This window comes from Plantactinospora alkalitolerans (assembly GCF_015690345.1).
GTDB lineage: Bacteria > Actinomycetota > Actinomycetes > Mycobacteriales > Micromonosporaceae > Plantactinospora > Plantactinospora alkalitolerans.
Window position 1 is genome coordinate 1 of the sequence record NZ_JADPUN010000070.1, and the last position, 23547, is coordinate 23547.

Annotated in this window: 23 protein-coding genes; 11 read left to right on the forward strand and 12 right to left on the reverse strand. The window is 71.1% G+C overall.

What is annotated here, in order from left to right; genetic code table 11:
* Window positions 1–418: 418 nt before the first annotated feature.
* The 5 genes from I0C86_RS04630 to I0C86_RS04650 all read left to right on the forward strand — a co-directional run bounded on the left by I0C86_RS04630 (window position 419) and on the right by I0C86_RS04650 (window position 3659).
* Entirely contained in the window at window positions 419–1135 is a 717-nt protein-coding gene (locus tag I0C86_RS04630; RefSeq protein ID WP_230393551.1) for a helix-turn-helix domain-containing protein, read from the forward strand.
* 105 nt (window positions 1136–1240) lie between these two features.
* Complete coding sequence (locus I0C86_RS04635) at window positions 1241–1432, forward strand: DUF397 domain-containing protein (protein WP_196199960.1); 192 nt, start codon at window positions 1241–1243, stop codon at window positions 1430–1432.
* A gap of 13 nt (window positions 1433–1445) precedes the next feature.
* On the forward strand, window positions 1446–1916 hold the full coding sequence (locus I0C86_RS04640) for a hypothetical protein (protein WP_196199943.1): 471 nt from the start codon (window positions 1446–1448) through the stop codon (window positions 1914–1916).
* A gap of 149 nt (window positions 1917–2065) precedes the next feature.
* On the forward strand, window positions 2066–2794 hold the full coding sequence (locus I0C86_RS04645; RefSeq protein ID WP_196199944.1) for a peptidylprolyl isomerase: 729 nt from the start codon (window positions 2066–2068) through the stop codon (window positions 2792–2794).
* Between the two features lie 298 nt (window positions 2795–3092).
* Window positions 3093–3659 carry a dihydrofolate reductase family protein gene (locus tag I0C86_RS04650; protein WP_196199945.1) on the forward strand — a complete coding sequence of 189 codons (567 nt, stop codon included), beginning with the start codon at window positions 3093–3095 and terminating at the stop codon, window positions 3657–3659.
* Between the two features lie 20 nt (window positions 3660–3679).
* Here the strand turns inward: I0C86_RS04650 and I0C86_RS04655 are convergent, their stop codons facing one another.
* From I0C86_RS04655 to I0C86_RS04685, 7 genes are all read right to left on the reverse strand, one after another.
* Window positions 3680–6985, reverse strand: coding sequence for a BTAD domain-containing putative transcriptional regulator (locus I0C86_RS04655; RefSeq protein WP_196199946.1), 3306 nt, complete (start codon window positions 6983–6985; stop codon window positions 3680–3682).
* A gap of 141 nt (window positions 6986–7126) precedes the next feature.
* Entirely contained in the window at window positions 7127–7957 is an 831-nt protein-coding gene (locus I0C86_RS04660; protein ID WP_230393552.1) for an alpha/beta fold hydrolase, read from the reverse strand.
* 125 nt (window positions 7958–8082) lie between these two features.
* Entirely contained in the window at window positions 8083–9003 is a 921-nt protein-coding gene (locus tag I0C86_RS04665; protein WP_196199947.1) for an RNA polymerase sigma-70 factor, read from the reverse strand.
* Window positions 9000–10205 carry an NAD(P)/FAD-dependent oxidoreductase gene (locus I0C86_RS04670; RefSeq protein WP_196199948.1) on the reverse strand — a complete coding sequence of 402 codons (1206 nt, stop codon included), beginning with the start codon at window positions 10203–10205 and terminating at the stop codon, window positions 9000–9002. Before I0C86_RS04670 ends, I0C86_RS04665 begins: the two co-directional genes overlap by 4 nt.
* 148 nt (window positions 10206–10353) lie before the next feature.
* A complete protein-coding gene (locus I0C86_RS04675; protein WP_196199949.1) occupies window positions 10354–11013 on the reverse strand; it encodes a response regulator in 660 nt (219 codons plus the stop codon).
* Window positions 11010–12530, reverse strand: coding sequence for a sensor histidine kinase (locus I0C86_RS42905; protein ID WP_323373454.1), 1521 nt, complete (start codon window positions 12528–12530; stop codon window positions 11010–11012). Before I0C86_RS42905 ends, I0C86_RS04675 begins: the two co-directional genes overlap by 4 nt.
* A gap of 56 nt (window positions 12531–12586) precedes the next feature.
* Complete coding sequence (locus tag I0C86_RS04685; RefSeq protein ID WP_196199950.1) at window positions 12587–13087, reverse strand: hemerythrin domain-containing protein; 501 nt, start codon at window positions 13085–13087, stop codon at window positions 12587–12589.
* A gap of 107 nt (window positions 13088–13194) precedes the next feature.
* Between I0C86_RS04685 and I0C86_RS04690 the strand changes: the two genes are divergently transcribed.
* Window positions 13195–14043 carry a class I SAM-dependent methyltransferase gene (locus I0C86_RS04690; protein WP_196199951.1) on the forward strand — a complete coding sequence of 283 codons (849 nt, stop codon included), beginning with the start codon at window positions 13195–13197 and terminating at the stop codon, window positions 14041–14043.
* Window positions 14044–14112: 69 nt separating this feature from the next.
* Here the strand turns inward: I0C86_RS04690 and I0C86_RS04695 are convergent, their stop codons facing one another.
* From I0C86_RS04695 to I0C86_RS04710, 4 genes are all read right to left on the reverse strand, one after another.
* Window positions 14113–14970, reverse strand: a complete 858-nt coding sequence (locus I0C86_RS04695; RefSeq protein ID WP_196199952.1) for a metallophosphoesterase family protein — start codon at window positions 14968–14970, stop codon at window positions 14113–14115.
* A gap of 44 nt (window positions 14971–15014) precedes the next feature.
* Complete coding sequence (locus I0C86_RS04700; RefSeq protein WP_323373457.1) at window positions 15015–15422, reverse strand: cold-shock protein; 408 nt, start codon at window positions 15420–15422, stop codon at window positions 15015–15017.
* A gap of 182 nt (window positions 15423–15604) precedes the next feature.
* Window positions 15605–16393: an ABC transporter permease gene (locus I0C86_RS04705; RefSeq protein ID WP_196199953.1), complete on the reverse strand. Its 789-nt coding sequence runs from the start codon at window positions 16391–16393 to the stop codon at window positions 15605–15607.
* A 135-nt stretch (window positions 16394–16528) separates the two neighbouring features.
* The gene (locus tag I0C86_RS04710; protein ID WP_196199954.1) at window positions 16529–17545 is read right to left on the reverse strand and encodes an ABC transporter substrate-binding protein; all 1017 of its coding nucleotides are present in this window, start codon (window positions 17543–17545) and stop codon (window positions 16529–16531) included.
* Between the two features lie 583 nt (window positions 17546–18128).
* On the opposite strand from I0C86_RS04710, the gene I0C86_RS04715 reads away from it, so the two are divergent.
* Entirely contained in the window at window positions 18129–18935 is an 807-nt protein-coding gene (locus I0C86_RS04715; RefSeq protein ID WP_196199955.1) for a GntR family transcriptional regulator, read from the forward strand.
* Window positions 18936–19055: 120 nt separating this feature from the next.
* On the opposite strand, the gene I0C86_RS04720 is transcribed toward I0C86_RS04715, so the two are convergent.
* The gene (locus I0C86_RS04720) at window positions 19056–19535 is read right to left on the reverse strand and encodes an OsmC family protein (protein ID WP_196199956.1); all 480 of its coding nucleotides are present in this window, start codon (window positions 19533–19535) and stop codon (window positions 19056–19058) included.
* 308 nt (window positions 19536–19843) lie between these two features.
* On the opposite strand from I0C86_RS04720, the gene I0C86_RS04725 reads away from it, so the two are divergent.
* From I0C86_RS04725 to I0C86_RS04740, 4 genes are all read left to right on the forward strand, one after another.
* Window positions 19844–20974, forward strand: a complete 1131-nt coding sequence (locus I0C86_RS04725; RefSeq protein WP_323373455.1) for an ABC transporter substrate-binding protein — start codon at window positions 19844–19846, stop codon at window positions 20972–20974.
* A 38-nt stretch (window positions 20975–21012) separates the two neighbouring features.
* On the forward strand, window positions 21013–21909 hold the full coding sequence (locus tag I0C86_RS04730; RefSeq protein ID WP_323373456.1) for an ABC transporter permease: 897 nt from the start codon (window positions 21013–21015) through the stop codon (window positions 21907–21909).
* A complete protein-coding gene (locus tag I0C86_RS04735; protein ID WP_196199958.1) occupies window positions 21897–22721 on the forward strand; it encodes an ABC transporter permease in 825 nt (274 codons plus the stop codon). The genes I0C86_RS04730 and I0C86_RS04735 overlap by 13 nt, the downstream gene beginning before the upstream one ends.
* On the forward strand, window positions 22718–23547 hold an 830-nt coding region (locus tag I0C86_RS04740; RefSeq protein ID WP_196199959.1), incomplete at its 3' end, for an ABC transporter ATP-binding protein. The genes I0C86_RS04735 and I0C86_RS04740, both read left to right, overlap by 4 nt.

Genomic DNA, 23547 nt, shown 5'->3' on the forward strand with positions numbered 1-23547 from the left:
GGACGACGGTTCCGGTGCGGCCGGCGGGCGGGACGACGGTTCCGGTGCGGCCGGCGGGCGGGACGACGGTTCCGGTGCGGCCGGCGGGAGGGTGCCGAGGCAGCCCCAGCGGTGACCGCACCGGCAGTACCGCCAGAGCCGCCGCCGGTTCCGGCGATGAATCCGTCGCGTACGTCGAAACCAGCTCACGCCTGTCGCCTCCTCGAAGTGTGGGTGCGGGGGCCGCCTCGGATGGGGAAGGGATACCGACGGCCCCCGCGCGGTTCCGCCCGTCCTTTTCCGATGCCATGGCTTCGAGTAGTCCCGCTAGTGACACTCTGCTGTGGACAGCACTACGCTGCGGAGCTAATTCGGCGGTACGACCTTCGCGTATCACCGCGTATCCCGCCTGCTATCCCCCCGGGCGTGGAGGAGTCATATGGACGACCGCTCGCCGATGCTGGAGCACTTCGCCGAGGAGTTACGGCTGGCCCGCGCCGCCGCTGGCATGACGCAGGCCGTACTGGCCGAGGCGATCAACTACTCACAGCCGATGGTGACCAAGATCGAAACCTGCGAGCGGCGGCCGAGCCTCGACTTCGCCCGGCGCTGCGACAAGGTCCTCAACACGGACGGCCGTTTCGAGCGGATCCAGAAACGGATCAGCCGGGAGATCGTGGTCCAGTACTTCCGGGAGTGGGCCGGCGTGGAGCAGGAGGCGAAGGCCCTGCGCTCGTTCCAGCCGGCCTACGTGCCGGGGCTGTTGCAGACCGAGGCGTACGTCCGGGCGGTCCTCTCCGGGCCGGGCCTGCTCTCCGCCGAGGAGGTCGAGGAGCAGGTGACCGCCCGGCTGGACCGGCAGGAGATCCTGACCCGGGCCAAGCCGCCGCTGCTCACCTTCGTCCTCGACGAGTACGTGCTCCGTCGCCCGATCGGCGATCGGGCGGCGATGCGGGAGCAGTTGCTGCACCTGGTCAAGGTCGGCGGCAGCGTGCCGCAGGTGAAGATCCACGTGGTACCGGCGTCGGCCGGCTCCTACGCCGGGCTGGACGGCCCGTTCGTGCTCGCCACGCCGCCGAGCGGCGAGCCAATCGTCTACTTCGACGGGCACCGCCACGGTCACATGGACGACCGGCCGGGACTACGTCAACTATAAGATCGATGTCTGGGAAACCGTCCGGAGCGTGGCGCTGCCCCACCAGCAGTCGCTCGACCTGATCGCGGAGGTGGCGGAGCGATGGAGCTGACCGGTGGCGGAGCGATGGAGCTGACCGGAGCCCGATGGCGCAAGAGCAGCCGGAGCAACAGCACCGGCGGCGACTGCGTGGAGGTCGCCGGCAACCTGCCCGGGGTCGTCGCCGTACGCGACAGCAAGGACCCGGACGGACCGGCCCTGACCTTCGACCCCACGCCCTGGCGGGCCTTCGTCGCCCGACTCCCCCGGCAGCGGTAACCCCATCGGGCCCGTGTACGAGTTCACCGCCTCCTTTCCCTGGGCCACGCTGCGGATCGAGGCGATCGGCGCGGGTGGCGACCTCCCCGAGTTGGATCTGGAGCGCTCCCTGGTGGCGGCCGACGAAACCTGCATTCTCGCTGCGGTGGCGGACCTTCCGATCACCGTCCGGGTGACGGCGGACGAGGCTGACGTACCCGAAGGAGATCCGTGCGTCTTCGACGGGTGCCTGGTGGTGGCCGACGGACAGCTCGCGGTGGCCGACCTGGTCGGGGACGACCTGGACCGTCGGTTCCGGGTCACGCCCGGCGAGGTACGGGTCCGGCTGTTCGCGGACGATCCGCACGAGGCCCGACGCCTGAGCGTCCTCGTCGGCCCCGAACTGGTCGGCGCCGACCTGGTCGAGGCGGACCTGAGTGAGGCCGACGTCCCGACGTCCGGATCATCGCCGCCCGGCGCTTCCCCGACCCCATCGGTACGCTGACCCGCGTGAGCCAGCCGCCTTTCGAACCGCCCCCTCCGGGGTCCGGTCAACCCTCTCCGCCGTACCCGCAGTACCCGCCCTACCAGCCGGGCCCCCCGGGTCCACCAGTCCCACCGGGTCCGCCGCCGGCACCGAAGAATCGGCGCCCCATGAAGATCGCGCTGATCAGCGTGGCCGTGGTGGTGGCCCTCTGCCTGGGCGCCGGCTGCGTCGGCCTCGTGGCGTACTACTGGAGCGAAGTCAGGACCGACGGCGGGTCGGACTCGGCCAGCGGCGACCCGTCGTCGACTCCGGGGGCATCGCAGCCGTTGTCGTGCGGGGGCGCCCTCCAGCCGGCGCGGCCCGAGACGAAGGCGGTCGGCCTGCCGGACTTCAACGGGGCGGCCCGCAGCGGCACCGCCACGATGCAGCTGGCAACCAATCTCGGAGCGATCGCGATCACGATGGACCGGGCCCGTACGCCCTGTACGGTCGCGAGCTTCCAGCATCTCGCCGGGAAGAAGTTCTTCGACGGAAGCACGTGTCACCGCCTGGTCACCGAGGGAATCTTCGTCCTCCAGTGCGGCGATCCGAGCGGCACCGGGGCCGGTGGACCGGACTACCAGTTCGGGGACGAGAACCTCAGCGGTGCGAAGTACGGCCGAGGCGTCGTGGCGATGGCGAACACCGGCAGCCCCGGCACGAACAGCAGCCAGTTCTTCATCATCTTCCAGGACAGCTCGAGCACGCTCCAGCCGATCTACACCCCGTTCGGCACGGTCACCACCGGACTCGACATCGTCGATCGGGTCGCGGCCGGCGGCCATGACAACTCCAGCCCCGCCGGAGGTGGCGTACCGAAGCTCGGGGTCACGATCCAGACGCTGACGGTGAGCTGACCCTCACATCCACCGCCGTATGCCGACGCGCCCCGCAGCCCGAAGGGAAAGCGGGGCGCGTCGCCCCCCGTCACATCCCGGTACCGTCACCCTGCCCCACGTCGCCAAGCCTCTCCCAACGACCTGGTGGATAGCCTGTACGAACCTTGAATCCGCTGCCCAGGCCCCTCTGCCCACGTCTGCCCGTACCGCAGGGGTAGGGCGACCTGAAGGAAACCGTAAGGGGCCACCGGCAGGCTGTTAATCAGCAGACGGGCCGCACGGGAACCGCCAGCAGGGATCAAGAGGGAGCAGGATCATGCGCAAGCTCATCGAGTCGACTTTCGTTTCGCTGGACGGGATCATCGACGACACCCGCCCGTCCACGGCGTCGCGGGCCGAGCCGCAGCACTGGGGCCACCCGTACTGGGACGAGGACCACTCCGGCTACGCCCAGAAGCTGACGGAGTCGGCGGACGCCATGCTGCTGGGGCGGGTGACGTACGAGGGGTTCGCGGCGGCGTGGGGAGCGCAGTCCGGACCGGGCGCCGACGAGATGAACAGCATGCCCAAGTACGTGGCGTCGCGCACCCTCACCGAGACCACCTGGAACGCCACCCTCATCCAGGGGGACGTGGCCGAGGAGGTCGCCAAGCTGAAGGCGCAGCCGGGCAGGAACATCCTGAAGTGGGGCACCGGTGAGCTGGACCGGACCCTGGTGGAGCACGGTCTGGTCGACGAGTTCCACTTCTGGTACTTCCCGGTGGTCGTCGGGGCCGGCAAGCACCTGTTCGAGGGCGCCGGTTTCGACACCACCCACCTGAAGCTCGCCGACGTGAACCAGTTCGGCTCCGGGATCGTCGTCCACGTCTACGTACCCAAGTAGGCGACGACGCATGCGACGAGTCAGGCCTGGTCCCCGTTCAGCAGGGACCGGGCCTGCTCTGGTGTGAGCCCGACGCCGCCCGCGAACAGGGCGTCGAAGTCGGGTTCGGCGGCCCGGACCGCCGCCGTGGTCGGGGCCAGCTCGGCGCGTTCCGAGGCGGACAGTGGTGCCCCGGTCCGCTGGCGGGCCGCGTCGGCCGCGCCGAGCAACTGCGCGGCCAGTTGGGGCCGGCCATCCCGCACCAGCGCGGCCGCCATCCCTTCCAGTGCCCCCGCCATCCCGCGCACCGAGCCCTGGTTCCGATACGCGTCGAAGCCCTCCCGGTGCCAGGCCAGCGCGGCGGCCGGATCGCCCCGCTGCGCGGCCAGCAACCCCAGCTCCACCAGGACCATCGACAGGTACGGCGGGTTGGCGTCCCCGCTCTGTTGTTGTCGGGCGGAGGCCAGCAGCCACCGCAGGTGCTCCTCCGCCGGGTCGAGCCTGCCGTCCCGACGGGCGGCGAACGCCAGGCTGATGGTGGCGAACACCTCCCCGGACCGCTGACCCTGCTCGGCGGCCAGTCGCTTCGCCTGCTCCGCATACCCGTAGGCGCGCGGATAGTCCCCGACCTGGACCGAGATCCAGCCCAGCCAGCCCAGCCGGGCGGCCACATCGGACCACAGCCCCAGCTCCTCCGCGAGCCGCAGGCCGGTCCGGCTCAGCCGGGTCGCCTCCGCATGGTCACCGGTCAGGTCCGCGAGGCCGATCAGCCAGTCCGTGGCCTGCAGCACGCCCCAGTCGTCACCCAGCTCACCGAACAGCTCGGCGCCGCGCCGGGCATCCTGCTCCAGCGCCGCCGTGTCGTCGCGGATGTGCGCGAGCATGGCCCGGGTGCTCAGCACCGCCGCCTCACCCCACCGGTCTCCGGCGACCCGGAAGGTGCCCAGGGCCCGCGCCAGCAACTCCGCGGTGGTCGCCTCGTCGCCGAGGTTGATGATCGCCGCGGCCAGGAACCACTCGGCCCGGGCCCGTTCGACCGGATCCGCCATCTTCTCGCAGCCGCGCAGCAGCTCCGCCACCCGCTCCGGCCCGACCTTCGACCACTCCGGCTCGGACTGTCCCGGCTCGGCGTGCCCCGGCCCCGACTGCACCGGCCCTGACTGTCCCGGCCCGGCGTGCCCCGCCCCGCCGTGCCACGTTCCGGAGTAGTCGCCCTGCCGGAACGCCAGGCCGGCGTACCATGCTTCGGCCCTGGCCCGGACCGCGACGGATGCCTCGCCCGGCACGGCCAACGCCCCGGCCAGGGCCCGACGCGCCTCGGTGAGCCGGCCACGCAGGAACCAGTACCACACCAGGGCACCGGCCAGCCGCAACGCCGACTCGGTCGCGCCCTCGCGCCGGAACGTCTCCAGGGCCGTCCGCAGGTTCGCGGCCTCGGCGTCCAGCCGGCCCAGCCACTGCCGCTGGCCGGGCCCGCGCAACTGCGGTTCGGCCCGCTCGGCCAGGGCCAGGTAGTAGTCGGCGTGCCGTCGTCGCAGCGCCGACTCCTCGCCGGCCTCCCGCAGCCGGTCCAGGCAGTACGCGGAGACCGACTCCAGCAGCCGGAACCGGGACCCGTCGCCGCGTACCACCAGTGAACGGTCCACCAGCCCGGCCACCAGGTCCAGCACCTCGCCGGCCGGGGCGCCGTCCCCGGCACACACCGCCTCGGCGGCGGCCAGCGTGCACCCGCCGGAGTGGACGGCCAACCGGCGCAGTACGGCCCGCTCGGCCTCGGTCAGCAGCCGCCAACTCCAGTCGATGACCGCAGCCAGGGTGCGCTGCCGGGCCGGTGCGTCGCGCGGCCCGGTGCCCAGCAGCCCGAACCGGTCCCGGGGCACCCGCAGTCGGGCCGCCAGCTCGGGTACGCCCAGCGCGGGTGCCCGGGTGGCGGCCAGTTCCAGCGCCAGCGGGATGCCGTCCAGCCGCCGGCACACCTCCGCCACGCCAGCCACGGTCTCCGGCGCCGGAACCAGCCCGGACCTGGCCAGGAACAACCGTACGGCGGCGGACCGGGCCAGCCGGACCGGATCGTCGGTGTCGGGGACGTCCAACGGCGGCAGGTCCCAGCGGGCTTCCGCACGCAGCCGCAACGGCTCCCGGCTGGTGGCCAGCACCCGCAGGCCGGGCGCGGCCGGCAGCAAGGCCCCGACCAGTTCGGCCACCGGTTCGACCACGTGCTCGCAGTTGTCCAGCACCAGCAGCATCCGCCGCTTCCGCAGCGCGACGGCCAGTCGATCACCCGCCGGCTCCGAACCGCCGGGCGCATCCGGGATCGACAGTACGGACAGCAGCGGCTCGGCCGGATCACCCAGCCCGTTCCAGGCGGTCAGGTCCACCAGCCATACGCCGTCCGGGTACCCGTCGACCACGGCTCGGGCGACCGCGATGGCGACACTGGTCTTGCCCACCCCGCCCGGTCCGGTGACCGTGACCAGCCGGCCCGCCGCCAACAGCTCGCGTACCCGCGCGACGGCGTGGCTCCGGCCGATCAGCTCGGTCACCGGCGCCGGCAGGTTCGTGGTGGGGCGCAGCGGTCGGGGAGCCGGTGCCGGCGCGTCCTCGGACGGATCACCGGCCAGGATGGCCCGGTGCAGCCCGGCCAGCTCCGGACCCGGGTCCAGGCCCAGTTCGTCGGCGAGCCGGCTCCGCAGTTCCTGAAAACTGTCCAGGGCCTCCGCCGCCCTGCCCGCCCGGTGCAGGGCCCGCATGTGGGCCGCCCGTAACCGCTCCCGGTACGGATGCCGGGCGACCTGCTCGCCCAGTTCGCCGACCAGATCGCGATGCTCACCCAGGTCCAGCCGAGCCTCGGCGTACGCCTCCAGGGCGGCCAGCCGCTGCTCCTCCCACCGGGCAACCGCCGCGTGGGCGAACTCCTCGTCGGCGAAGTCGGCCAGCGCCGGCCCCCGCCACAGGGACTGCACCTCGGCCAGCAGCCCGGCCCGGGTCCGGGTGTCCCCGGCCGCCTGAACCTGTCCGACCAGGGTCGCGAGCCTCAGCGCGTCCATCGTGTCGGGGTCGACCCGCAGCGCGTACCCGGGGGCCTGGGACACCACCAGTTCCCGGCCGCCCGGCTCGGCTCCGGCGAGGGCCCGGCGCAGTTGCGACACCCGTACGTGCAGCGCGGCGGTCGGGTCCGCCGGTGCGGACCTGCCCCACAGGTCCTCGACCAGCCGGTCGGCCGACACCGGACGCCCCTCGTGGACCAGCAGGTCGGCCAGGAGCGCCCGCACCTTGCGCCCCGGAATCACGACCGGCTCGCCACGGTCGGTCCAGACGGCCAGCGGCCCCAGCACCCCGAATCGCACGACCCCAGGCTACGGACCCGATCCGGCGGGGGCAGACCCCGAGCCGATCGCGGACCGGGAACAGGAGCAGGAACAGGAACAGGAGCAGGAACAGGAGCGGCCGGCTCGGCGAGCGGTCGGGGGCAGGTTCCGACCCTGGCCTCAGAGGGTGCCGAGGAACCGTAGCAACGCGTCGTTGAACTGCGCCGGCCGTTCCAGGTTGGGCAGATGTCCGGCGCCGTCGATGACGACCAGCTCGGATCCGCCCACCAACTGGTGCATCATCGTTGCCTCGGCGACCGGCGTGTAGGGATCGTCCACGCCCACGACGATCATGGTGGGGACGCCGGCCGTCGCCAACGTCTGGCGGTAGTCGGGGCGCACCGCGCGACCGCGTAGCGCGGCGGCGGCACCCTGTGGAGCGGTGGTCCGCATCATGTCCAGAACGAGTTCCGCGACCTCGGGCATGCCGGTGACGTGCTCGGGCCGGATCATCTTGTCGATCACGTCGGTGGCGTAACCGTCCATGCCTTCGGCGATCAGCCGATCCGCGAGCGTCCGGCGGAAGGCCCTGCCCGCCTCGTCGTCCGGCACCGGAGACGTGTCGGCCAGGATCAGCGCGTTCACCCGCCGTGGGTACTGGCGGAGGAACTCCATGGCGATCTGCCCGCCCATCGAGAGTCCGACGATGACGGCCCGGCCCAGATCGAGGTGGTCGAGGATGGCGGCGGTGTCGGCCGCGAAGTCGGACAGCATCGTGGTGCCCGGCACCACCTCGCTGTCGCCGTAGCCGCGCAGGTCGGGTGTTATGGCCCGGTAGCCGGCGGCCGCGAGTGCCCGAGCCTGCGGCTCCCACATCCGTCGGTTGAACGGGTGCCCGTGGATCAGCATCACCGGCGGGCCGCCGGGCGGGCCCACAGCGTCGAAGGCGAGCGTGATGCCGTTGACGGGAACGGTCATGGACGTGTCGGGTCGCGCCTTCTGCGGTGCCATTCGTTCCCTCCGCCGCGGTGCGCTTCCGCCGTCTCCGCCATGCCCGACGGGCAGCTACGCTGGTTCCGACTTCAGGGTACGTTGCCGGGTGCCACGCTTCCGTTGCGGCACATCAGGATCGGCGGTCACCGGGCACCGACGTCCCGGGTGGCGCCGTCGGTGATGGCCCGGAGTTTGTCGGGGTTGGCGACATTGTGGATGGCGGTGATGTGGCCGTCGGCGTCGAAGTCGAAGGTGACGGTGGCGACCACCCGATCCGAACCGGTGAACACCATTCCCGGCCCGCCATTGATCTCGACGAGTTCGGCGCTCATGTCCGCGGGCTCGACACCCTGGTAGGTGACGGTGCCGATGGCCGCGAACCAGGCGGCCACCGTCTGGGCGCCGACAACTGGACGCAGTGCCTGGCGGACCTTGCCGCCACCGTCGGTCCAGAGTGTGACGTCCGGGGACAGCAGTTCCATGAGGGTGTTGATGTCACCACCGGTCGCGGCGGCGAGGAACCGCTCGGTGACCTCGCGCTGCCTCGACCGGTCCGCGGTGAAGCGTGGCCGCCGGGCCCGCACGTGCTCGCGGGCGCGGTGCGCGGCCTGGCGCACCGCCGCCTCCGAACGCTCCACCGCGTCCGCGATCTCGGCATGGCTGAGGTCGAAGACCTCCTTCAGCACGAACACCGCGCGCTCCAGCGGGCTCAGCGTTTCCAGCACCACCAGCATCGCCATCGAGACCGACTCGGCGTTCGTGACGGCCTCGGCGGTGTCGCCGCTGGTGAGAATCGGCTCCGGAAGCCACGGCCCCACGTAGGTTTCACGCCTGTGCCGGGTGGAGCGCAGCCGATCCATCGCCAGATTCGACACGATCCGCGTCAGGTAGGCCCTGGGGTCGGACACCTGCCCGCGATCGGCGGCCGACCATTTGAGCCAGGCGTCCTGGACCGCGTCCTCGGCGTCGGCCACCGAGCCGAGGATGCGGTAGGCCACCGAGAACAGCAGGTTGCGATGCTCGTCGTACATCCGCTGGTCGCGGTCCCGGTACGGATGGGTCATCGCGCACCCCGGACCCGGGTGAAGCGGCCACCACGGGGCCAGAACGCGCCCGAGGAGGGCATCCTCTTCATCCGCACATAGGTCGGCCAGGGTGAGGCACTCACCGTCTCCTTGTACCAGACCGCGCTGCGGCCGGTCAGATACATCCGTCGGGGGCTGTCGTCGGGGTGGGTGAACTGGACTACGGCGTCGTGCCGTCCCAGGCTCACCGGCGTGTGGTAGTAGCCGAAGCGGAACGGCCTGGGCTTCTTGCCCTTCAGCGCACGGACGATCGCCACGGCGGCGTGCACGCCGGTCGGCATGCCGCCCTGGCAGGTGCCGTGCATGACGCCGTAGCCCTGACGGATCGCGGCCGCGTCGCCCACGGCGTACACGTCGGGGTGCGACACCGATCGCAGCACGGTGTCGGTGACGATGCGGCCGCTCTCGTCGACGCTCAGACCGGCGGCGGCCGCCAGCTGCGACGCCCGGGTACCGCTCGTCCACAGGACGATGTCGGCGGCGATGTTCTCCCCGCTCGCCAGCTCGACCGAATCGGGCCGCACCCGCACCACCTCGATCCCGCTGCGCACCCGGACGCCCAGGCGGTCGAGTGCGGACCGCAGGTACGCCTTGACCCTCGGGGTCGTGGTCGCGCCGGGTTCCTGTCGACCGAGCAGCACGACGTCCAGCTCCGGGTGCCGCTCGGCGATCTCCGCAGCCGACTCGATGCCGGTCAACCCACTGCCACCGACCACCACCGTGCCGCTGCCGAGCCGCGCCAGCCGGTCGGCCAGCAACTCGGCGTCCTGGACGCTGTTCAGGGTGTACGCGTAATCCTCGACGCCCGGCACCGCCGCCGTGTCGGCCACACTGCCCAACCCGTACACCAGGGTGTCGTAGTGCAGCACCCGGTTGTCGTCGACCCGTACGGTCTTCGCGTCCGCGTCCAGCGCCGTCACCCAGCCGCGCACGAACCGCGCACCCGTACCCGCCAGCAGCTCCGGGACACTTCTCTCGGCGAGCCGCTGCCCGGTCGCCGTTCTGTGCAGCCGCAGGCGCTCGGTGAACCGCTCCTGCGCACTCACCAGGGTCACCTGTACAGCCTCGCGCCGCCCGACCCGGGCCGCGAGCTGGATCGCCGCCGCCATGCCCGCGTACCCCGCTCCCAGAATCAGAACCCGGTGCGCGGTCGCCACGCCGGCTTCGTGCTGTGTGCTCATCGATCCGCCTCTTTCCTCCCGCTGACCACCACCAGACGCAAGCTGCCGACCTGTCCGTGACATGCGTTCGATGTGACGCCCGACATGGTCGTCCTGGTGGCGGTCCCGATCCGCGCGGTTGTCGGGAGGCTCGGACCGATTCCGGGGATCAGCCGTCCGTGGCCGGAACGACGAAGCCCGCCTCGTACGCGGCGATGACCGCCTGGGTACGGTCCCGGGCGCCGAGCTTGGCGAGCAGATTGCCGACGTGTGTCTTGACGGTCTCCAGCCCGAGCACCAGCTCGGCGGCTATCTCCGAGTTGGACAGCCCGGTCGCCATCAACCGCAGGACCTCGCCCTCGCGCTCGGTCAGCCGGGCCCGCTGGAGGCGGTTGGCGGCCGGCCCGCGCTGATGGGCCGCCACCAGTCGACGGACCGCGGCGGGAAAGAGCAGTGACTCGCCCCGGGCGACCACCCGGATCGCGTCCACCACCTCGGCCGGGCGGGCCCGCTTGAGCAGGAACCCGTTCGCTCCGGCGCGGAGCGCCTGGTAGACGTACTCGTCGTTCTCGAAGGTGGTGACCACGAGGATCCTGGGCGGCTCGGCCGAGGTCGCGAGCAGGTGACGGGTGGCCTGGATGCCGTCGATCGCCGGCATCCGGACGTCCATCAGCACCACGTCCGGCCGCAGCCGGGCGACCAACGGCGGCACCTCGGCCCCGTCGGCGGCCTCGCCGACCACGGTCAGGTCCGGCTGCGCGTCGATGATGGCCCGCAGTCCGACCCGGATCAGTTCCTCGTCGTCGACGATCAGCACACTGATGGTCATGTCCACCCCGTCCCGGTAGTCCCTCCGCCCGGGTCCGGGCGTAGCCCGTCCCCGGCCGGAGGATGTTCACCCGGGCCGGCGGTCGGCAACCGGGCCTCGACGCGCCAGGTGCCGTCCTCGGGACCGGCGGTCATCCGGCCGCCGAGCAGCATGACGCGTTCCCGCATCCCGGCCAGGCCACGGCCACGGCGCCAGCGGGCCGGCTGGCGCGGCGGGCCCGCGGATCCCGAGCGGGTCGGCCCGCCCCGCTCGACCATGGCGTTGACCAGCTCGATGTCCAGGGTCCCCTCCGCTACCGCGACGCGCAGCGTCACCGGCTGCCGGTCGGCGTACCGGGCCGCGTTCGTCAGGCCCTCCTGGACGATCCGGTAGCCCTCGCGGGCGACCACCGCCGGTAGTCCGTCGAGCGCGCCGGTCACCTCGACGTTCACCGCCAGGCCGGTGGCCCGGGTGTCCGCGACCAACCGGTCCAGGTCGCCGAGGGTACGCTGCGGAGCCCGGACCGGGCGAGTCCACGAACCCGGTCCGGCATCGGCATCGGGGGCGGCATCGGAGTCGGAGTCGGCAGAACCGTCCGGTACGTGGTCCCGACCGTCGACCCCGTCCGCTGTGTCGTCCCGGCCGCCCACCCCGTCGACCGCGTCATACCGGCCGTCGAAACCCGCTGCCTGCGAGGTGCCGGTGTCACCGTCGCGGAGCAGTCCCAGCACGTGGTCAAGATCTGCCATGGCCGCCCGGCCGGTTTCCTCGATCGCCCGCAACGCGCGACGGACGAACTCCCGGTCGGTGTCGAGCAGCTCGCCGGCCGCCGCTGCCTGGAGGGTCGCGACGGTGAGCGCGTGTCCGACCGAGTCGTGCAGCTCCCGGGCCAGCCGGTTACGTTCGGCGAGCTGGCTGGCCCGCCGCTCCAACGCGACGATCCGCTCGGTCTGCGAGGGGCCGAGCAGCACCGGTGCCATCACCGCCGCCAGCGCGCCCAGCCCGGCGACGGCGTAGCCGAGCGACACCAGCATGACCAGCCCGATCAGGGTGAGCCAACCCGTACCCAACCCGTCGAACGGGCCGATCCGGACGCCGGCGAGCATCTCCGTGCCGATGCCGAACTGCCCGACGATGAAGAGCAGCGCCATCGGCAGGGCCGCGATCAGCGCGAACCCGACCAGGCCGCCGGAGAACAGGTGGACGCCGATCCAGAGCGCGCAGCGCAGCCGGGTCTCCCGGTCGACCCGACCGTCGGCGGCCGGGTCCGGCAGTTCGACGTCGAGCAGGGCGCGGGCCGCGGCGATCTCCAGCGCCCGGCTTCCCCGCAGGAACAACGGCACGGCGGCAATCGCCGCCGCGGCGACGATCAGCACCACGATCGCCGCCCGGGACGCCATCCGGCCACGCAGCATCTCCGCGAAGACGGTCACGAGCATCCCGTACGGCAGCAGGAGCACCCCGCCGAGCAGCAGGAAGACGCCCCGACGGTAGGTGGTGCCACTGGTCAGCGGAGCCAGCACGGCGCGGAGGGTCACCCGGCCATTCTCGCCTGTCGGCCGAACCGGTCACGGTGGGCGGTGGCGCACCGTCCTCACCGGTGCTCCCGCACGTACGCCCTCGGGTCCTTGTCCTGGAAGGTCAGGTCGCGGCCACCCGGGTGCTCGCCGTAGAACGTGAGCCACCGGGCACCGAGTTCGGCCCGGAGTTCCCGGCTGGCGTTGCGTCGGAAGTCGGCCAGGGCGCCGTCCTCCTCCTCGGCCAGATGCTCGCTGTTCTCCCGGCGGGCCGACCAGACCGCGGCCCACCAACCGTCGGTGCCCGGAACGTGTCGGCGTGATTCGGCGATGGCGTCCCGGATCTTGTTGTGGTCCCCGATCGCGTCGTCGGTTTCCTCTTCCGCGCTGGGGTCACCGTGCCGGACCAGGTACGGATAGAGGATCGACTCCTCCGCCTCGGCGTGGATGTCCAGGTGCAGCGACAGCGGATCCCAGACCGCCCGGAGTTCCGTCTCGCCCCGGGCGTCATCGAGCCGGGCGAATCCCCGGCGGAACGCGGCGTGGTCGTCCATGATCAACGCGGCGATGTCGTCCATCGTGGTCAAGCTCCCTCGGCCTGCATGAAATGTCCGTGTTAGATGTCAAAGTTCCATTTTCGCGGAGTACTAGCGAAAGTATCGCGATAAAGGACACAATTCCCCGCATGGCTGTTGAGGGATTCCAGACGGGGGTCATCCGGCGGGCCCGGGGCATCAGTGCCGCGCTCAGCGTCCCGCCATACGTGAAACCCGGGCACTACTACTCACCGGCTACCGCGCCGGCCGACCGGGCCACCGCCATCCGGTGGCGCGACCTGGCGCCCGTCGGCGTCGACCTGCGCGAGGCCGAACAACTCCGGCTGGCCGATGAACTCGCACCGCTGCTCCTCGACCTGCCCACCGACCGCTGGCAGGACCGCAACGGCATGTACGGCCGGGCCGACGCCGCCGTGCTGCACGCGATGCTCCGGCACCACCGGCCGGCCCGACTGATCGAGGTCGGCTCCGGCTACTCCACCGCGGTCGCCCTCGACGTCGCCGAGCGGTTCCTGCCGGAACTGCGGATCACCTGTGTGGAGCCACATCCGGCCCGGCTACAGTCCCGGCTGCGGCCGGGCGACGAGGTCGAGCTGATCCAACGACCGGTGCAGGACGTCGACCGCGCCACCTTCGCCACGCTCCGGTCCGGAGACATCCTGCTGATCGACTCGACGCACGTCGTCAAGGCCGGCTCGGACGTCGTATGGCTGTTCCTGCACGTCCTTCCGACGCTGCGCCCCGGCGTCATCGTGCACATCCACGACATCCACTGGCCCTTCGAATATCCGGAACGCTGGCTCCGGGAGGGCCGGGACTGGACCGAGGTCTACCTGCTCCGGGCGTTCCTCACCGACAACACGGCCTGGCGGGTCCTGCTGTTCACCTCGTGGCTCTGGGCATGTCGCCCGCAGGCGGTACCGGCCGAACTGCGTGGCCTGCCGACGGGCGCGTTCTGGATGCGCCGCACCGAGTAACCGGCCCACGCAACACGGTCAACCCTGCTCGCCGCACGGTCAGCCCCGCCGCTCCACGGTCAGCCCTGGTCAGCCCTGGTCGGCCCGGGACGGCAGGATCGGCCGGGGGCCGCGCGGCGGCGTCTCCCGGGCCTGCCACTCCCGTGGATAACCCAGCGACACCTCCTCGAACCGGACGCCGTCGAACCAGTTGACCCGGGGAATGTGCAGGTGTCCGTAGACCACGGCCTCGGCGTTGTACCGCAGGTGCCAGTCGGCGGTACGGACGGTGCCGCACCACTGGGCGAACTCGGGGTGGTACAGGATCTGGGTCAGCTCCTGCACCAGCGGAAAGTGGTTGAGCAGCACGGTCCGGGTGCCCGGTGCGAGTTCCGCCAGTCGCTGCTCGGTGACGGTCAGCCGCGCGTCGCACCACGCCTCCCGGCTCGGGTACGGATCGGGGTGCAGCAGGTACTCGTCGGTGCAGACGATCCCGGTCTCGTGCGCCCTGGCCAGCGCGGCCTCCTTGCTGTCGATCCCCGGCGGCCAGAAGGTGTAGTCGTAGAGCAGGAAGAGCGGCACCACCGTGACCGGTCCACCGGCGCCGGTGAAGACCGGATACGGGTCCTCCGGGGTGTGCACGCCGAGCCGCCGGCACACCTCGACCAGCAACTCGTAGCGGGCCACCCCTCGGGCCTGGACCGGATCCTGCCGATGCGTCCACAGTTCGTGGTTGCCCGGTGCCCACACCACCGTGTGGAAGCGCTCCTTCAGCAGCCGCAGCACCCGGTAGATGTCCTCGACGCGCTCGCCGAGGTCCCCGGCCAGCAGCAGCCAGTCCTCGTCCGAGCCGGGGACGAAGCTGTCGACCAGCGTCCGGTTGGCGGCGTACCCGACGTGCAGGTCGCTGACGGCCAGCAGTTCGCCTGCGGGACGAGGGTCGGCCATCCGATGATCCTATCGGGGCCGGGCGGCGGGCCGGGCGGTCTGGCTCAGGGCTCGATCCAGCCGTGTGACCGGGCCAGCCCGATCAGGTGCAGTCGGATCGCACCGATCTGGGCACCGGTCAGCGACGGCACCTTCTCGACCAGGGTCTCGGTGACCTCGCCGCTGAACTCCGTACCGGACAGGACGTCGCAGAGGTCGTCGTCGCCGGTCCTGGTCGGACGCTGTTTCGGTACGCCCGCCCGGGGCCGGTCGGTGATCCGGACGGTGGCGGCCTTCAGTCCTCGCTCGCCCTGCTCGACCTCGTACTCGAGCCGCATTCCCGGATAGATCAGGTGCTTGTCCTCGCCGAAGTCGTTGGCATGTACGAACACGTCCTCACCGCCACCGTCCGGTGCGATGAAGCCGTAGCCGCGTACCTCGTCGAACCTCAGCAGCTTGCCGACCGGCACCACAACCACCACCACTCATCGTGAACCGACAACCAACGCACCGGGGCCGCACCGCCGCCCCCGATCCGGCACCGTTCCCGACCCGGCACCGTCCCCGGGCGGCCCGCCGCCAGCCGGGCTGTCCGGCCGGCTCCTGAAAACACCTTAACCAGCGGAGCCGGCCGGGAGCACCCCCGTTCCGTCGGCTACGAGGAGATCGCCCTGGCCCACGGCACGAGCAGCCGCTCAAGCGCCACCATCAGGTAGAACAGCGCGGCGCCCAGCAGCGCGAGCAGGGTCAGCGCGGCGAAGGCGAGCGGCGTGTCGGCGGAGTTCCCGGAGCTGACGATGACGGAGCCGAGCCCTCGTTCGGGATTGACCACCTCGCCGATGATGGCGCCGATGATGGCGAGCGAGGTCGCCACCTTCAGCCCGACGAAGATCTGCGGAAGCGCCCACGAGAGCCGGATCTTGAGGAAGGTCTGCCACCACGACGCGGAGAGCGAACGGGCCAGCTCGCGGAGGTCGTTGGGGGTCGAGGTGAGGCCGGCCATCGCGGACACCACGATCGGGAAGAAGCTCACCAGCACGGCCATCACGATCTTGGGCTCCGGACCGAACCCGATCCAGACCAGCAGGAGCGGCGCGAGGGCGACCTTCGGTACGGAGTTGATCGCCGCGATCAGCGGCATGGTCATCCGCTCGACCACCCACGACGCCGCCAGCAGGAGCGCGACGACGAGCCCGCCCGCGGCGGCGATGCCGAACCCGATCACCGTCTCCAGGAAGGTCACCCAGGTCTCCCGGAGCAGGTAGCCCGGCAGCCGGAGGAACGCGCTGACCACGTCGGGCGGTGCCGGCAGGAAGAACTCGGAGATGTCGAGCACCTCGGCGACCAGCCACCAGAGGCCGACCGCGATCATCGCGCCCAGTACGGGCAGCACGGTGTTGGCCCACACTCGGGTCGACCTGGAATGTGTCTGGGCGTCGGTCATGGCGGCCTCCGTGCGGATCGGCTCGGGTGACGGGAAGGTCGGCCGGCGCACCGGTCGGATACGCCGACCGGGCCGGGGCGGCGGTCCGTCCCGACCGCCGTCCCGGTCCACCACGCAGGTGGCGTCGGAGGTTGGTCAGCTCTTCGGCACGAGGCTGAAGTCCACGACCTTCTGCGGGGTCAGACCGGCCGGGATGAGGCCGGAACTCTGCATGATCTCGATGGTCCGGGCCACCCGCCGCTCGTCCATGAACCCGATCGGGGCTCCACCCGCCGGTGCCACGTACGGGGACATCGCCTTGATCTCGCCCACGCCCGACGCGACGGCGTAGGTCGGCTTCACCTTGTTCAGGATCGCGGCGGCCTCCTCGGGGTGGTCGACCGTGTACCGCAGGCCCTTGAGCAGGGCGCCGGTGAACCGCCGGACCAGGTCCGGATCCTTCTCGATCATCGCGGGGGTGGCGATGATCGCGTTGCCGAACAGGTCCGGGAGGAAGTCGCTGTACGGCAGCACGACAACCTCCTTCTTGGCGGCGCTCGCCAGGGCGGTCCGGCTGAGCAGGAAGGTGCCGAGCGCGTCCACCTTCCGAGCCGCCATCAGACCGTTGAGCGCGGTGGCCTGGGCCCCCTGGATCTTCACCTTCCTGGCGTCGAAGCCGGCCAGCTGGGCGTACGCCGGGAAGAGCAGTTCGGTGACCGACCCGGCGGCGGTCGCCATGGTTTTGTCTTCCAGGTCCTTCGGCGCGCTGATGCCGGTGTCCCTGGTCGTCATGACCGCGACCAGGGTCTGCTGGTGTACGGCGGCGACCGCCCGCCATTCGGTGAACTCGCCCTTGCCGGCCTGGATCACCGCGCCGGTGAAGTCGAGTGAGGCGAACTGCGCCTGGTTGGCCTTCAACGCCGTCAGGTTCGGGACGTTGCCCGCGCCCTCCCTGACATCGACCTCGATGCCCACCTCGGCGAAGTAGCCCTTCTCCTTGGCCACCCAGGCGAACGAGTCCCGGCCGACCGCCCCGAAAGCGGTGACGTAGGTGACCTTGTCGACCTCCTTCGGCTCCTTTCCGTCCCCTGCCGAATCGCCGCCGCACCCGGTGCCGGCCGCCAGGGTCGCGACCAGCAGTGCGGCTGTCAGCAGGCGAGAACGTCTGATCATGTATGCCTCCGGTTTCGGAACTTCTCGCGAGGGCGGGCATCGACCGGCCCCGCGAATGAAGCAGCCCGACCGATCGACGCCCATCTGCTCCCCCGGCCCTCGTCCGGTCGAGAATCGTAAGGGTCCTTGTCGGATATGTCATCGACCCGATCCGGTCAACATTCTGGCAAGCGGCCGGCCATCGTTTTCCGCAGACTCAAATATCAGCAGGTCAACGCCATTGACGGTCAGCATCCACACCGGACGGCCTGTCCGCAATATTGTTGATAATCATGGGGACAATGCTACGAATAGGAGCACCGAACCGGGAAAAGCCGGTCTGTCGACACCCGAGCCACCCGACCGACTCGGGCCGCGCCGCGCAGGCGTACGGTCCAACTCCGGGGCGTACTCCGGCTAAGGTCCGACGCGTGAATACCTCCGTCGACGCGGTGGATCGCGCGGAACCGACACATCAGTCTCACCGGCACGGTCGGATCCGTCGCGGTTGCCGTCTAAATCGCCCGAATGTTGACCGACCACCATCGACCGACAGCATTCAGCCCCGACTTGACCGAATGCCGACCGCAATGGTGACTGGATCATGACCGAATCGGACGAGCAGCCACCGGCATCGGGCCGCCCGCTGCCAACATCCTCGCGGCAGACACCGGTATCCCCGAACCGTTCGCCGGCATCCACACAGCAGTCGGCACCCTCTCCGCGACGACCGTCGGCCCGGCCCGCCGAGGATGCCTACGAGGAACTCCGCAACGCGATCAACCGGGGCGAGCTGATGCCCAACGAGCGACTGATCGAGGTCGAGCTGGCCAGCCGGTTACAGGTCAGCCGCGCGGTGGTGCGGACCGTCCTGGTACGACTCGGTCAGGACGGTCTCGTCGTACTCACCCCGAACCGCGGGGCACACGTAAGACTGGTCACCGAGGCCGAGGCCGCCGAGATCCTCCAGGCGCGGGCCGTGCTGGAAGCACTCGCCGCCCGCCAGGCCGCCCTCAACGCGACCGCCCGGGAGATCGCCTCGATCCGCCGCGTACTCGATCGGATGGCCCGGAAGCTGGAACAGGACGACCTGCTCGGATACTCGGAAGGCAACGCCAAACTGCACGCCGCGATCATCGCGGCGGCCCGGCACGAGACGGCCGCCCGGCTCATCGCCGGGCTTCGGGCCCAACTCGTCCGATTCCAGTACCGCACCATCCTCGTCCCCGGTCGACCCGCCCAGTCGTTCGAGGAACACACCGCGATCGTCGACGCGATCGCCGGCCGCGATCCCGACTCCGCCGAGGCCGCTATGCGCCGACATCTCGGTCACGTCGAGTCCACCCTGGCCAGAACCGCGACGGCGATCCGCCGACGGCCCGGTCATCCCGGCTCCCAGCGGACGAGCTGACTCCCCGTGGCGGCGAATGGGAGGGTCAGGTCGGAACACCCCGTCCCGGCCACGCGCGCCCGAGCCCCGGTCGCCGGGCGTACGACGGCTCGGGCGTACGGGTCGCGGCCCGAGCGCCCCTCAGGCGGCGTCGTCGACCACGATGACCGGTTCGTGGCGTACCGGGAAGTTCACCGAGCTGGCGATGAAGCAGAGCCGGTGCGCCCGCTCGTGCAGCCCGGCGGCCCGCTCCGCCATCTCCGGCGCGGCCACGGTGACCCTCGGGCGTAGCACGACCTCGGTGAACGCGCCGCCGCCGTCACCGCTCTCGACCATCGTGCCGACCGCCTCGTCGGTGTACGCCGTCACCACCACACGGCCCCGGGCACAGAGGCTCAGGTACGACAGCATGTGGCACTGGGCCAACGCCGAGAGGAGCAACTGCTCCGGGTTCCACCGCTCCGGATCGCCCCGGAACGTGGGATCGGCGGAGCCGAGCAACGGCGGCAGGCCCTCCGCGTCGATCCGGTGGTCCCGGCCGTAGTCCCGGTAGTTGACCGTGCCCCCGGCGCCGGCTCCGGTCCAGGTGACGGTCAACTCGTAGCTGTGTGTTCTCGGCACGGCGTCTCCTGCGCTTCCGGTGGTCCGTCCACCGCGACGGTCGGTGGGTGGGGCGGTCGGTCGGTCGGTCGGTCGGTTCAGACGATAGTTCGGAAGGCGCCCGGTGATCTTCCGGTCCGGTCTCTGTCCCGGTACGGCTTTCGCAGCGAGCTTTCTCCGGAACACCGCCGACCGTTCATCCAGACGACGTCTTTCCTGCCAGCCAGCGCACCAGTGGCGGGCATGATGGCCGCCGGGCGCCCTGGCCGGGCCCGCAAAAGTGCAGGTCAACCGGCCCGGCACCGACGGAACGTCTAAGGAGATCGAAAGTGCGAATCGCGGTTGCCCGTACGGTCGCGGTGCTCGCGGCATCCGCCGGGTTGGTCGGCGTCGTCGCCTGCGCGCCCCCGGAGTCCGAGAACGCGGGATCGGGAAGCAGCGCGGCCGTCGCCACCAGCGCGGCCGAGCTGGGCGGGCTGGACAAGCTCGTCGAGGCGGCAAAGAAGGAGGGGCAGCTGAACGTCATCGCGCTGCCGCCGGACTGGGCCAACTACGGCGAGATCATCAAGGCGTTCAGCAGCAGGTACGGCATCAAGGTCAACTCTGCGCAGCCGGACGCCGCCAGCCAGGACGAGATCAACGCGGCGAACCAGCTCAAGGGGCAGAGCGGCGCTCCGGACGTCTTCGACCTCGGCGACGCCGTGGCGCGGGCGAACGTGCCGATGTTCGCCCCGTACAAGGTGACGACGTTCGACGAGATCCCCGCCGCGCTCAAGGCCGCCGACGGCGCCTGGGTCAACGACTACGGCGGCTACATGTCGATCGGCTACGACAGCAGCAAGGTGCCCGCTCCGCAGAGCATGGCCGACCTGCTGAAGCCGGCGTACAAGGGCAAGGTCGCCCTCAACGGCGACCCGACCCAGGCCGGTGCCGCGTTCAGCGGTGTGGTGATGGCGGCGCTCGGCAGCGGCGGCTCCGCCGACGACATCGCCAAGGGGGTCGACTTCTTCGCCCAACTGAAGGACGCCGGCAACTTCCTGCCGGTCGACCCGACCCCGGCCACCATCGAGTCCGGCCAGACCCCCGTGGTGATCGACTGGGACTACCTCAACGTCGCGCAGGGCGCCAAGCTCAAGGACAAGGCGACCTGGAAGACCGTCGTGCCGCAGGGCGCGGTGGTCGGCTCGTACTACGTCCAGGCCATCAGCAAGGGCGCCCCGCACCCGGCTGCGGCCCGGCTCTGGCAGGAGTTCCTCTACTCCGACGAGGGACAGAACCTCTGGCTGGCCGGCGGCGCCCGCCCGGTCCGCGCCGACGCCATGGACAAGGCCGGCACGATCGACAAGACCGCCTACGCCAGCCTGCCGGTCACCACCGGCGAGCCGGTCTTCCTCACCGAGGCACAGACCACCAAGGCCAAGGAGGCCCTCACGGCCAACTGGGCCAAGGCAGTCGGCTGAACCCGACGATGACGGTCGGAACACACCATCCGGACCCCGTGGCGCCCGCGCCCGGGGTCCGGCCCGCCCCGGCCCGACGCCGGGTCAGACTTCCCGGGGGCGCGCTGCTCGGCGCCGTCCCGTTCTTCGCGTACGTCGTCGTGTTCCTCGCCGTACCCACCCTGGTGGTGGCGATCGGGGCGTTCACCGGCGACAACGGCGGCTTCACCGTCGACAACGTCGCCCGGCTCGGCGAGGAGTACATCCTGGCGGCCTTCGGGCGCAGCATCCTGCTCTCCGCCGTCACCGCGCTGCTCGGCGCGGTGCTCGGCGCACTGCTCGGGTACGCCCTGGTGACCGCGAAACCGGACGGGCTGCTGCGCCGGGTCGTGACGGCGGCCTCCGGCGTACTCGCCCAGTTCGGCGGCGTGACCCTGGCCTTCGCCTTCATCGCCACGATCGGGCTGAGCGGCTTCGTCACCGAGTTCCTCCGCGACCGCGTCGGAGTCGACATCTACGCCTCCGGCGTCTGGCTGTTCGAACTCCCCGGGCTGCTGCTGGTCTACACCTACTTCCAGATCCCACTGATGGTGATCGTCTTCCTGCCCGCGCTGGACGGCATCCGGCCGCAGTGGCGGGAGGCGGCGGCGAGCCTGGGCGGGTCGACCTGGCAGTACTGGCGGCTGGTCGCCATGCCACTGCTCGCGCCGCCGTTCCTCGGCGCCACGCTGCTGCTGTTCGCCAACGCCTTCTCGGCGTACGCGACCGCGGCGGCGCTGGTCAGCCAGGGCAGCCCGATCGTGCCGTTGCAGATCCGGGGCGCGCTGACCAGCGAGGTCGTCCTCGGGCAGCAGAACCTCGGCAAGGCGATGGCGCTCGGCATGATCGTGGTGGTCGCCGTCGTCATGTGGCTCTACGCACTGCTCCAGAAGCGGAGTGCCAAGTGGCTGGGCTGATCCGGCGCCGGGCCCGACGCCAGCGTCTCTTCCGGTGGGTCGTCCTCACCCTGCTCGGCGTCTTCTTCCTGCTTCCGCTCCTCGCGATGCTGGAGTTCACCACCCGGGGTGGCGGTGGCAGCTTCACCCTCCAGACCTGGCGGCTGCTCGCCGACTGGCCGCAGCTCCGGGAGACCTATCCGAACCTCTCCACCGGGATCGTCGCCTCGCTGGGGCAGGTGCTGCTCACTGTCGCACTCACCCTGGTCCTGCTGGTGCCGACGGTGATCTGGGTACGACTGCGGCTACCCCGGCTGCGTCGGGTGGTGGAATTCCTCTGCCTGCTGCCGTTGACCATTCCGGCGATCGTGCTGGTGGTCGGGCTCGCCCCGGTCTACGCCTGGGTGACGTACCTCCTCGGCGGATCCTCGCTGACCCTCACCTTCGCGTACACCATCCTGGTCCTGCCCTACGCGTACCGCTCGATCGACGCCGGCCTGTCCGCGATCGACGTCCGAACGCTCGCGGAGGCCGCCCGCAGCCTCGGCGCGGGCTGGACGACGGTGATCTGGCGGGTGGTGCTGCCGAACATCCGCACGGCGGTGCTCTCGGCCGCGTTCCTCACCGTGGCCCTGGTGCTCGGCGAGTTCACCATCGCGTCACTGCTCAACCGGACCAACCTCCAGGTCGCGGTCAACCTGCTCGGCAAGAGCAGCGCGACGATGTCGGTGGCGGTCTCGCTCGCGGCGCTGGTGCTCGCGTTCGTCCTGCTGCTGCTCCTCTCCCTCGTCGGCGGCGGCCGGCGCCGGACCTCCCCGAAGGAGACCTCGTGACCGCGTCGACCCTCGCCACCGCGCCCGGCGCCCCGACAGCCCGCCAGGGTGTGCCGGTACGACTCGAAGGGCTGCGCCGCAGCTTCGGCAGCACCCACGCGCTGGCCGGGCTCGACCTGGAACTCGCCCCGGGCGAACTGGTCGCCCTGCTCGGGCCGTCCGGCTGCGGTAAGACCACCGCGCTGCGGGTGCTCGCCGGGCTGGAGGAGGCCGACTCCGGCCGGGTCCTGGTCGACGGCGAGGACATCACCGACCGGCCGGTCAACCGGCGCGGCATGGGGATGGTCTTCCAGGCGTACAGCCTCTTTCCGCACCTGACCGCACGGGAGAACGTCGAGTTCGGACTGCGGCTACGCGGCCGGTCCGGCCAGCAGCGCCGGCAGCGGGCCGCCGACATGCTGGAACTGGTCGGCATCTCCACGCACAGCCACCACCACCCGCACCAGCTCTCCGGCGGCCAGCAGCAGCGGGTGGCGCTGGCCCGGGCCCTCGCGATCGAGCCCCGGGTCCTGCTGCTCGACGAACCGCTCTCCGCGCTCGACGCAAAGGTACGGGTCCAGCTCCGCGACGAGATCCGCCGGATCCAGCTCGAGGTCGGCACCACCACCCTGTTCGTGACGCACGACCAGGAGGAGGCGCTCGCCGTCGCCGACCGGGTCGGGGTGATGCGCGGCGGGCGGCTGGAACAGCTCGCGACGCCGGCCGAGATCTACCTGCGCCCGGCGAGCGCCTTCGTCGCCGACTTCGTCGGGCTCAGCAACCGGATACCCGCCCGAACCGCGCCGGACGGCACCGTACGGATCCTCGACCAGACCCTCCCCCTGGT

What these genes read in the sequence shown, in the direction of transcription:
- I0C86_RS04630 (WP_230393551.1), top strand. Translation starts at nt 419, where the DNA reads ATGGACGACCGCTCGCCGATGCTGGAGCACTTCGCCGAGGAGTTACGG.
- I0C86_RS04635 (WP_196199960.1), top strand. Translation starts at nt 1,241, where the DNA reads ATGGAGCTGACCGGAGCCCGATGGCGCAAGAGCAGCCGGAGCAACAGC.
- I0C86_RS04645 (WP_196199944.1), top strand. Translation starts at nt 2,066, where the DNA reads ATGAAGATCGCGCTGATCAGCGTGGCCGTGGTGGTGGCCCTCTGCCTG.
- I0C86_RS04650 (WP_196199945.1), top strand. Translation starts at nt 3,093, where the DNA reads ATGCGCAAGCTCATCGAGTCGACTTTCGTTTCGCTGGACGGGATCATC.
- I0C86_RS04660 (WP_230393552.1), bottom strand. Translation starts at nt 7,957, where the DNA reads ATGGCACCGCAGAAGGCGCGACCCGACACGTCCATGACCGTTCCCGTC.
- I0C86_RS04665 (WP_196199947.1), bottom strand. Translation starts at nt 9,003, where the DNA reads ATGACCCATCCGTACCGGGACCGCGACCAGCGGATGTACGACGAGCAT.
- I0C86_RS04670 (WP_196199948.1), bottom strand. Translation starts at nt 10,205, where the DNA reads ATGAGCACACAGCACGAAGCCGGCGTGGCGACCGCGCACCGGGTTCTG.
- I0C86_RS04675 (WP_196199949.1), bottom strand. Translation starts at nt 11,013, where the DNA reads ATGACCATCAGTGTGCTGATCGTCGACGACGAGGAACTGATCCGGGTC.
- I0C86_RS04685 (WP_196199950.1), bottom strand. Translation starts at nt 13,087, where the DNA reads ATGGACGACATCGCCGCGTTGATCATGGACGACCACGCCGCGTTCCGC.
- I0C86_RS04690 (WP_196199951.1), top strand. Translation starts at nt 13,195, where the DNA reads ATGGCTGTTGAGGGATTCCAGACGGGGGTCATCCGGCGGGCCCGGGGC.
- I0C86_RS04695 (WP_196199952.1), bottom strand. Translation starts at nt 14,970, where the DNA reads ATGGCCGACCCTCGTCCCGCAGGCGAACTGCTGGCCGTCAGCGACCTG.
- I0C86_RS04705 (WP_196199953.1), bottom strand. Translation starts at nt 16,393, where the DNA reads ATGACCGACGCCCAGACACATTCCAGGTCGACCCGAGTGTGGGCCAAC.
- I0C86_RS04710 (WP_196199954.1), bottom strand. Translation starts at nt 17,545, where the DNA reads ATGATCAGACGTTCTCGCCTGCTGACAGCCGCACTGCTGGTCGCGACC.
- I0C86_RS04715 (WP_196199955.1), top strand. Translation starts at nt 18,129, where the DNA reads ATGACCGAATCGGACGAGCAGCCACCGGCATCGGGCCGCCCGCTGCCA.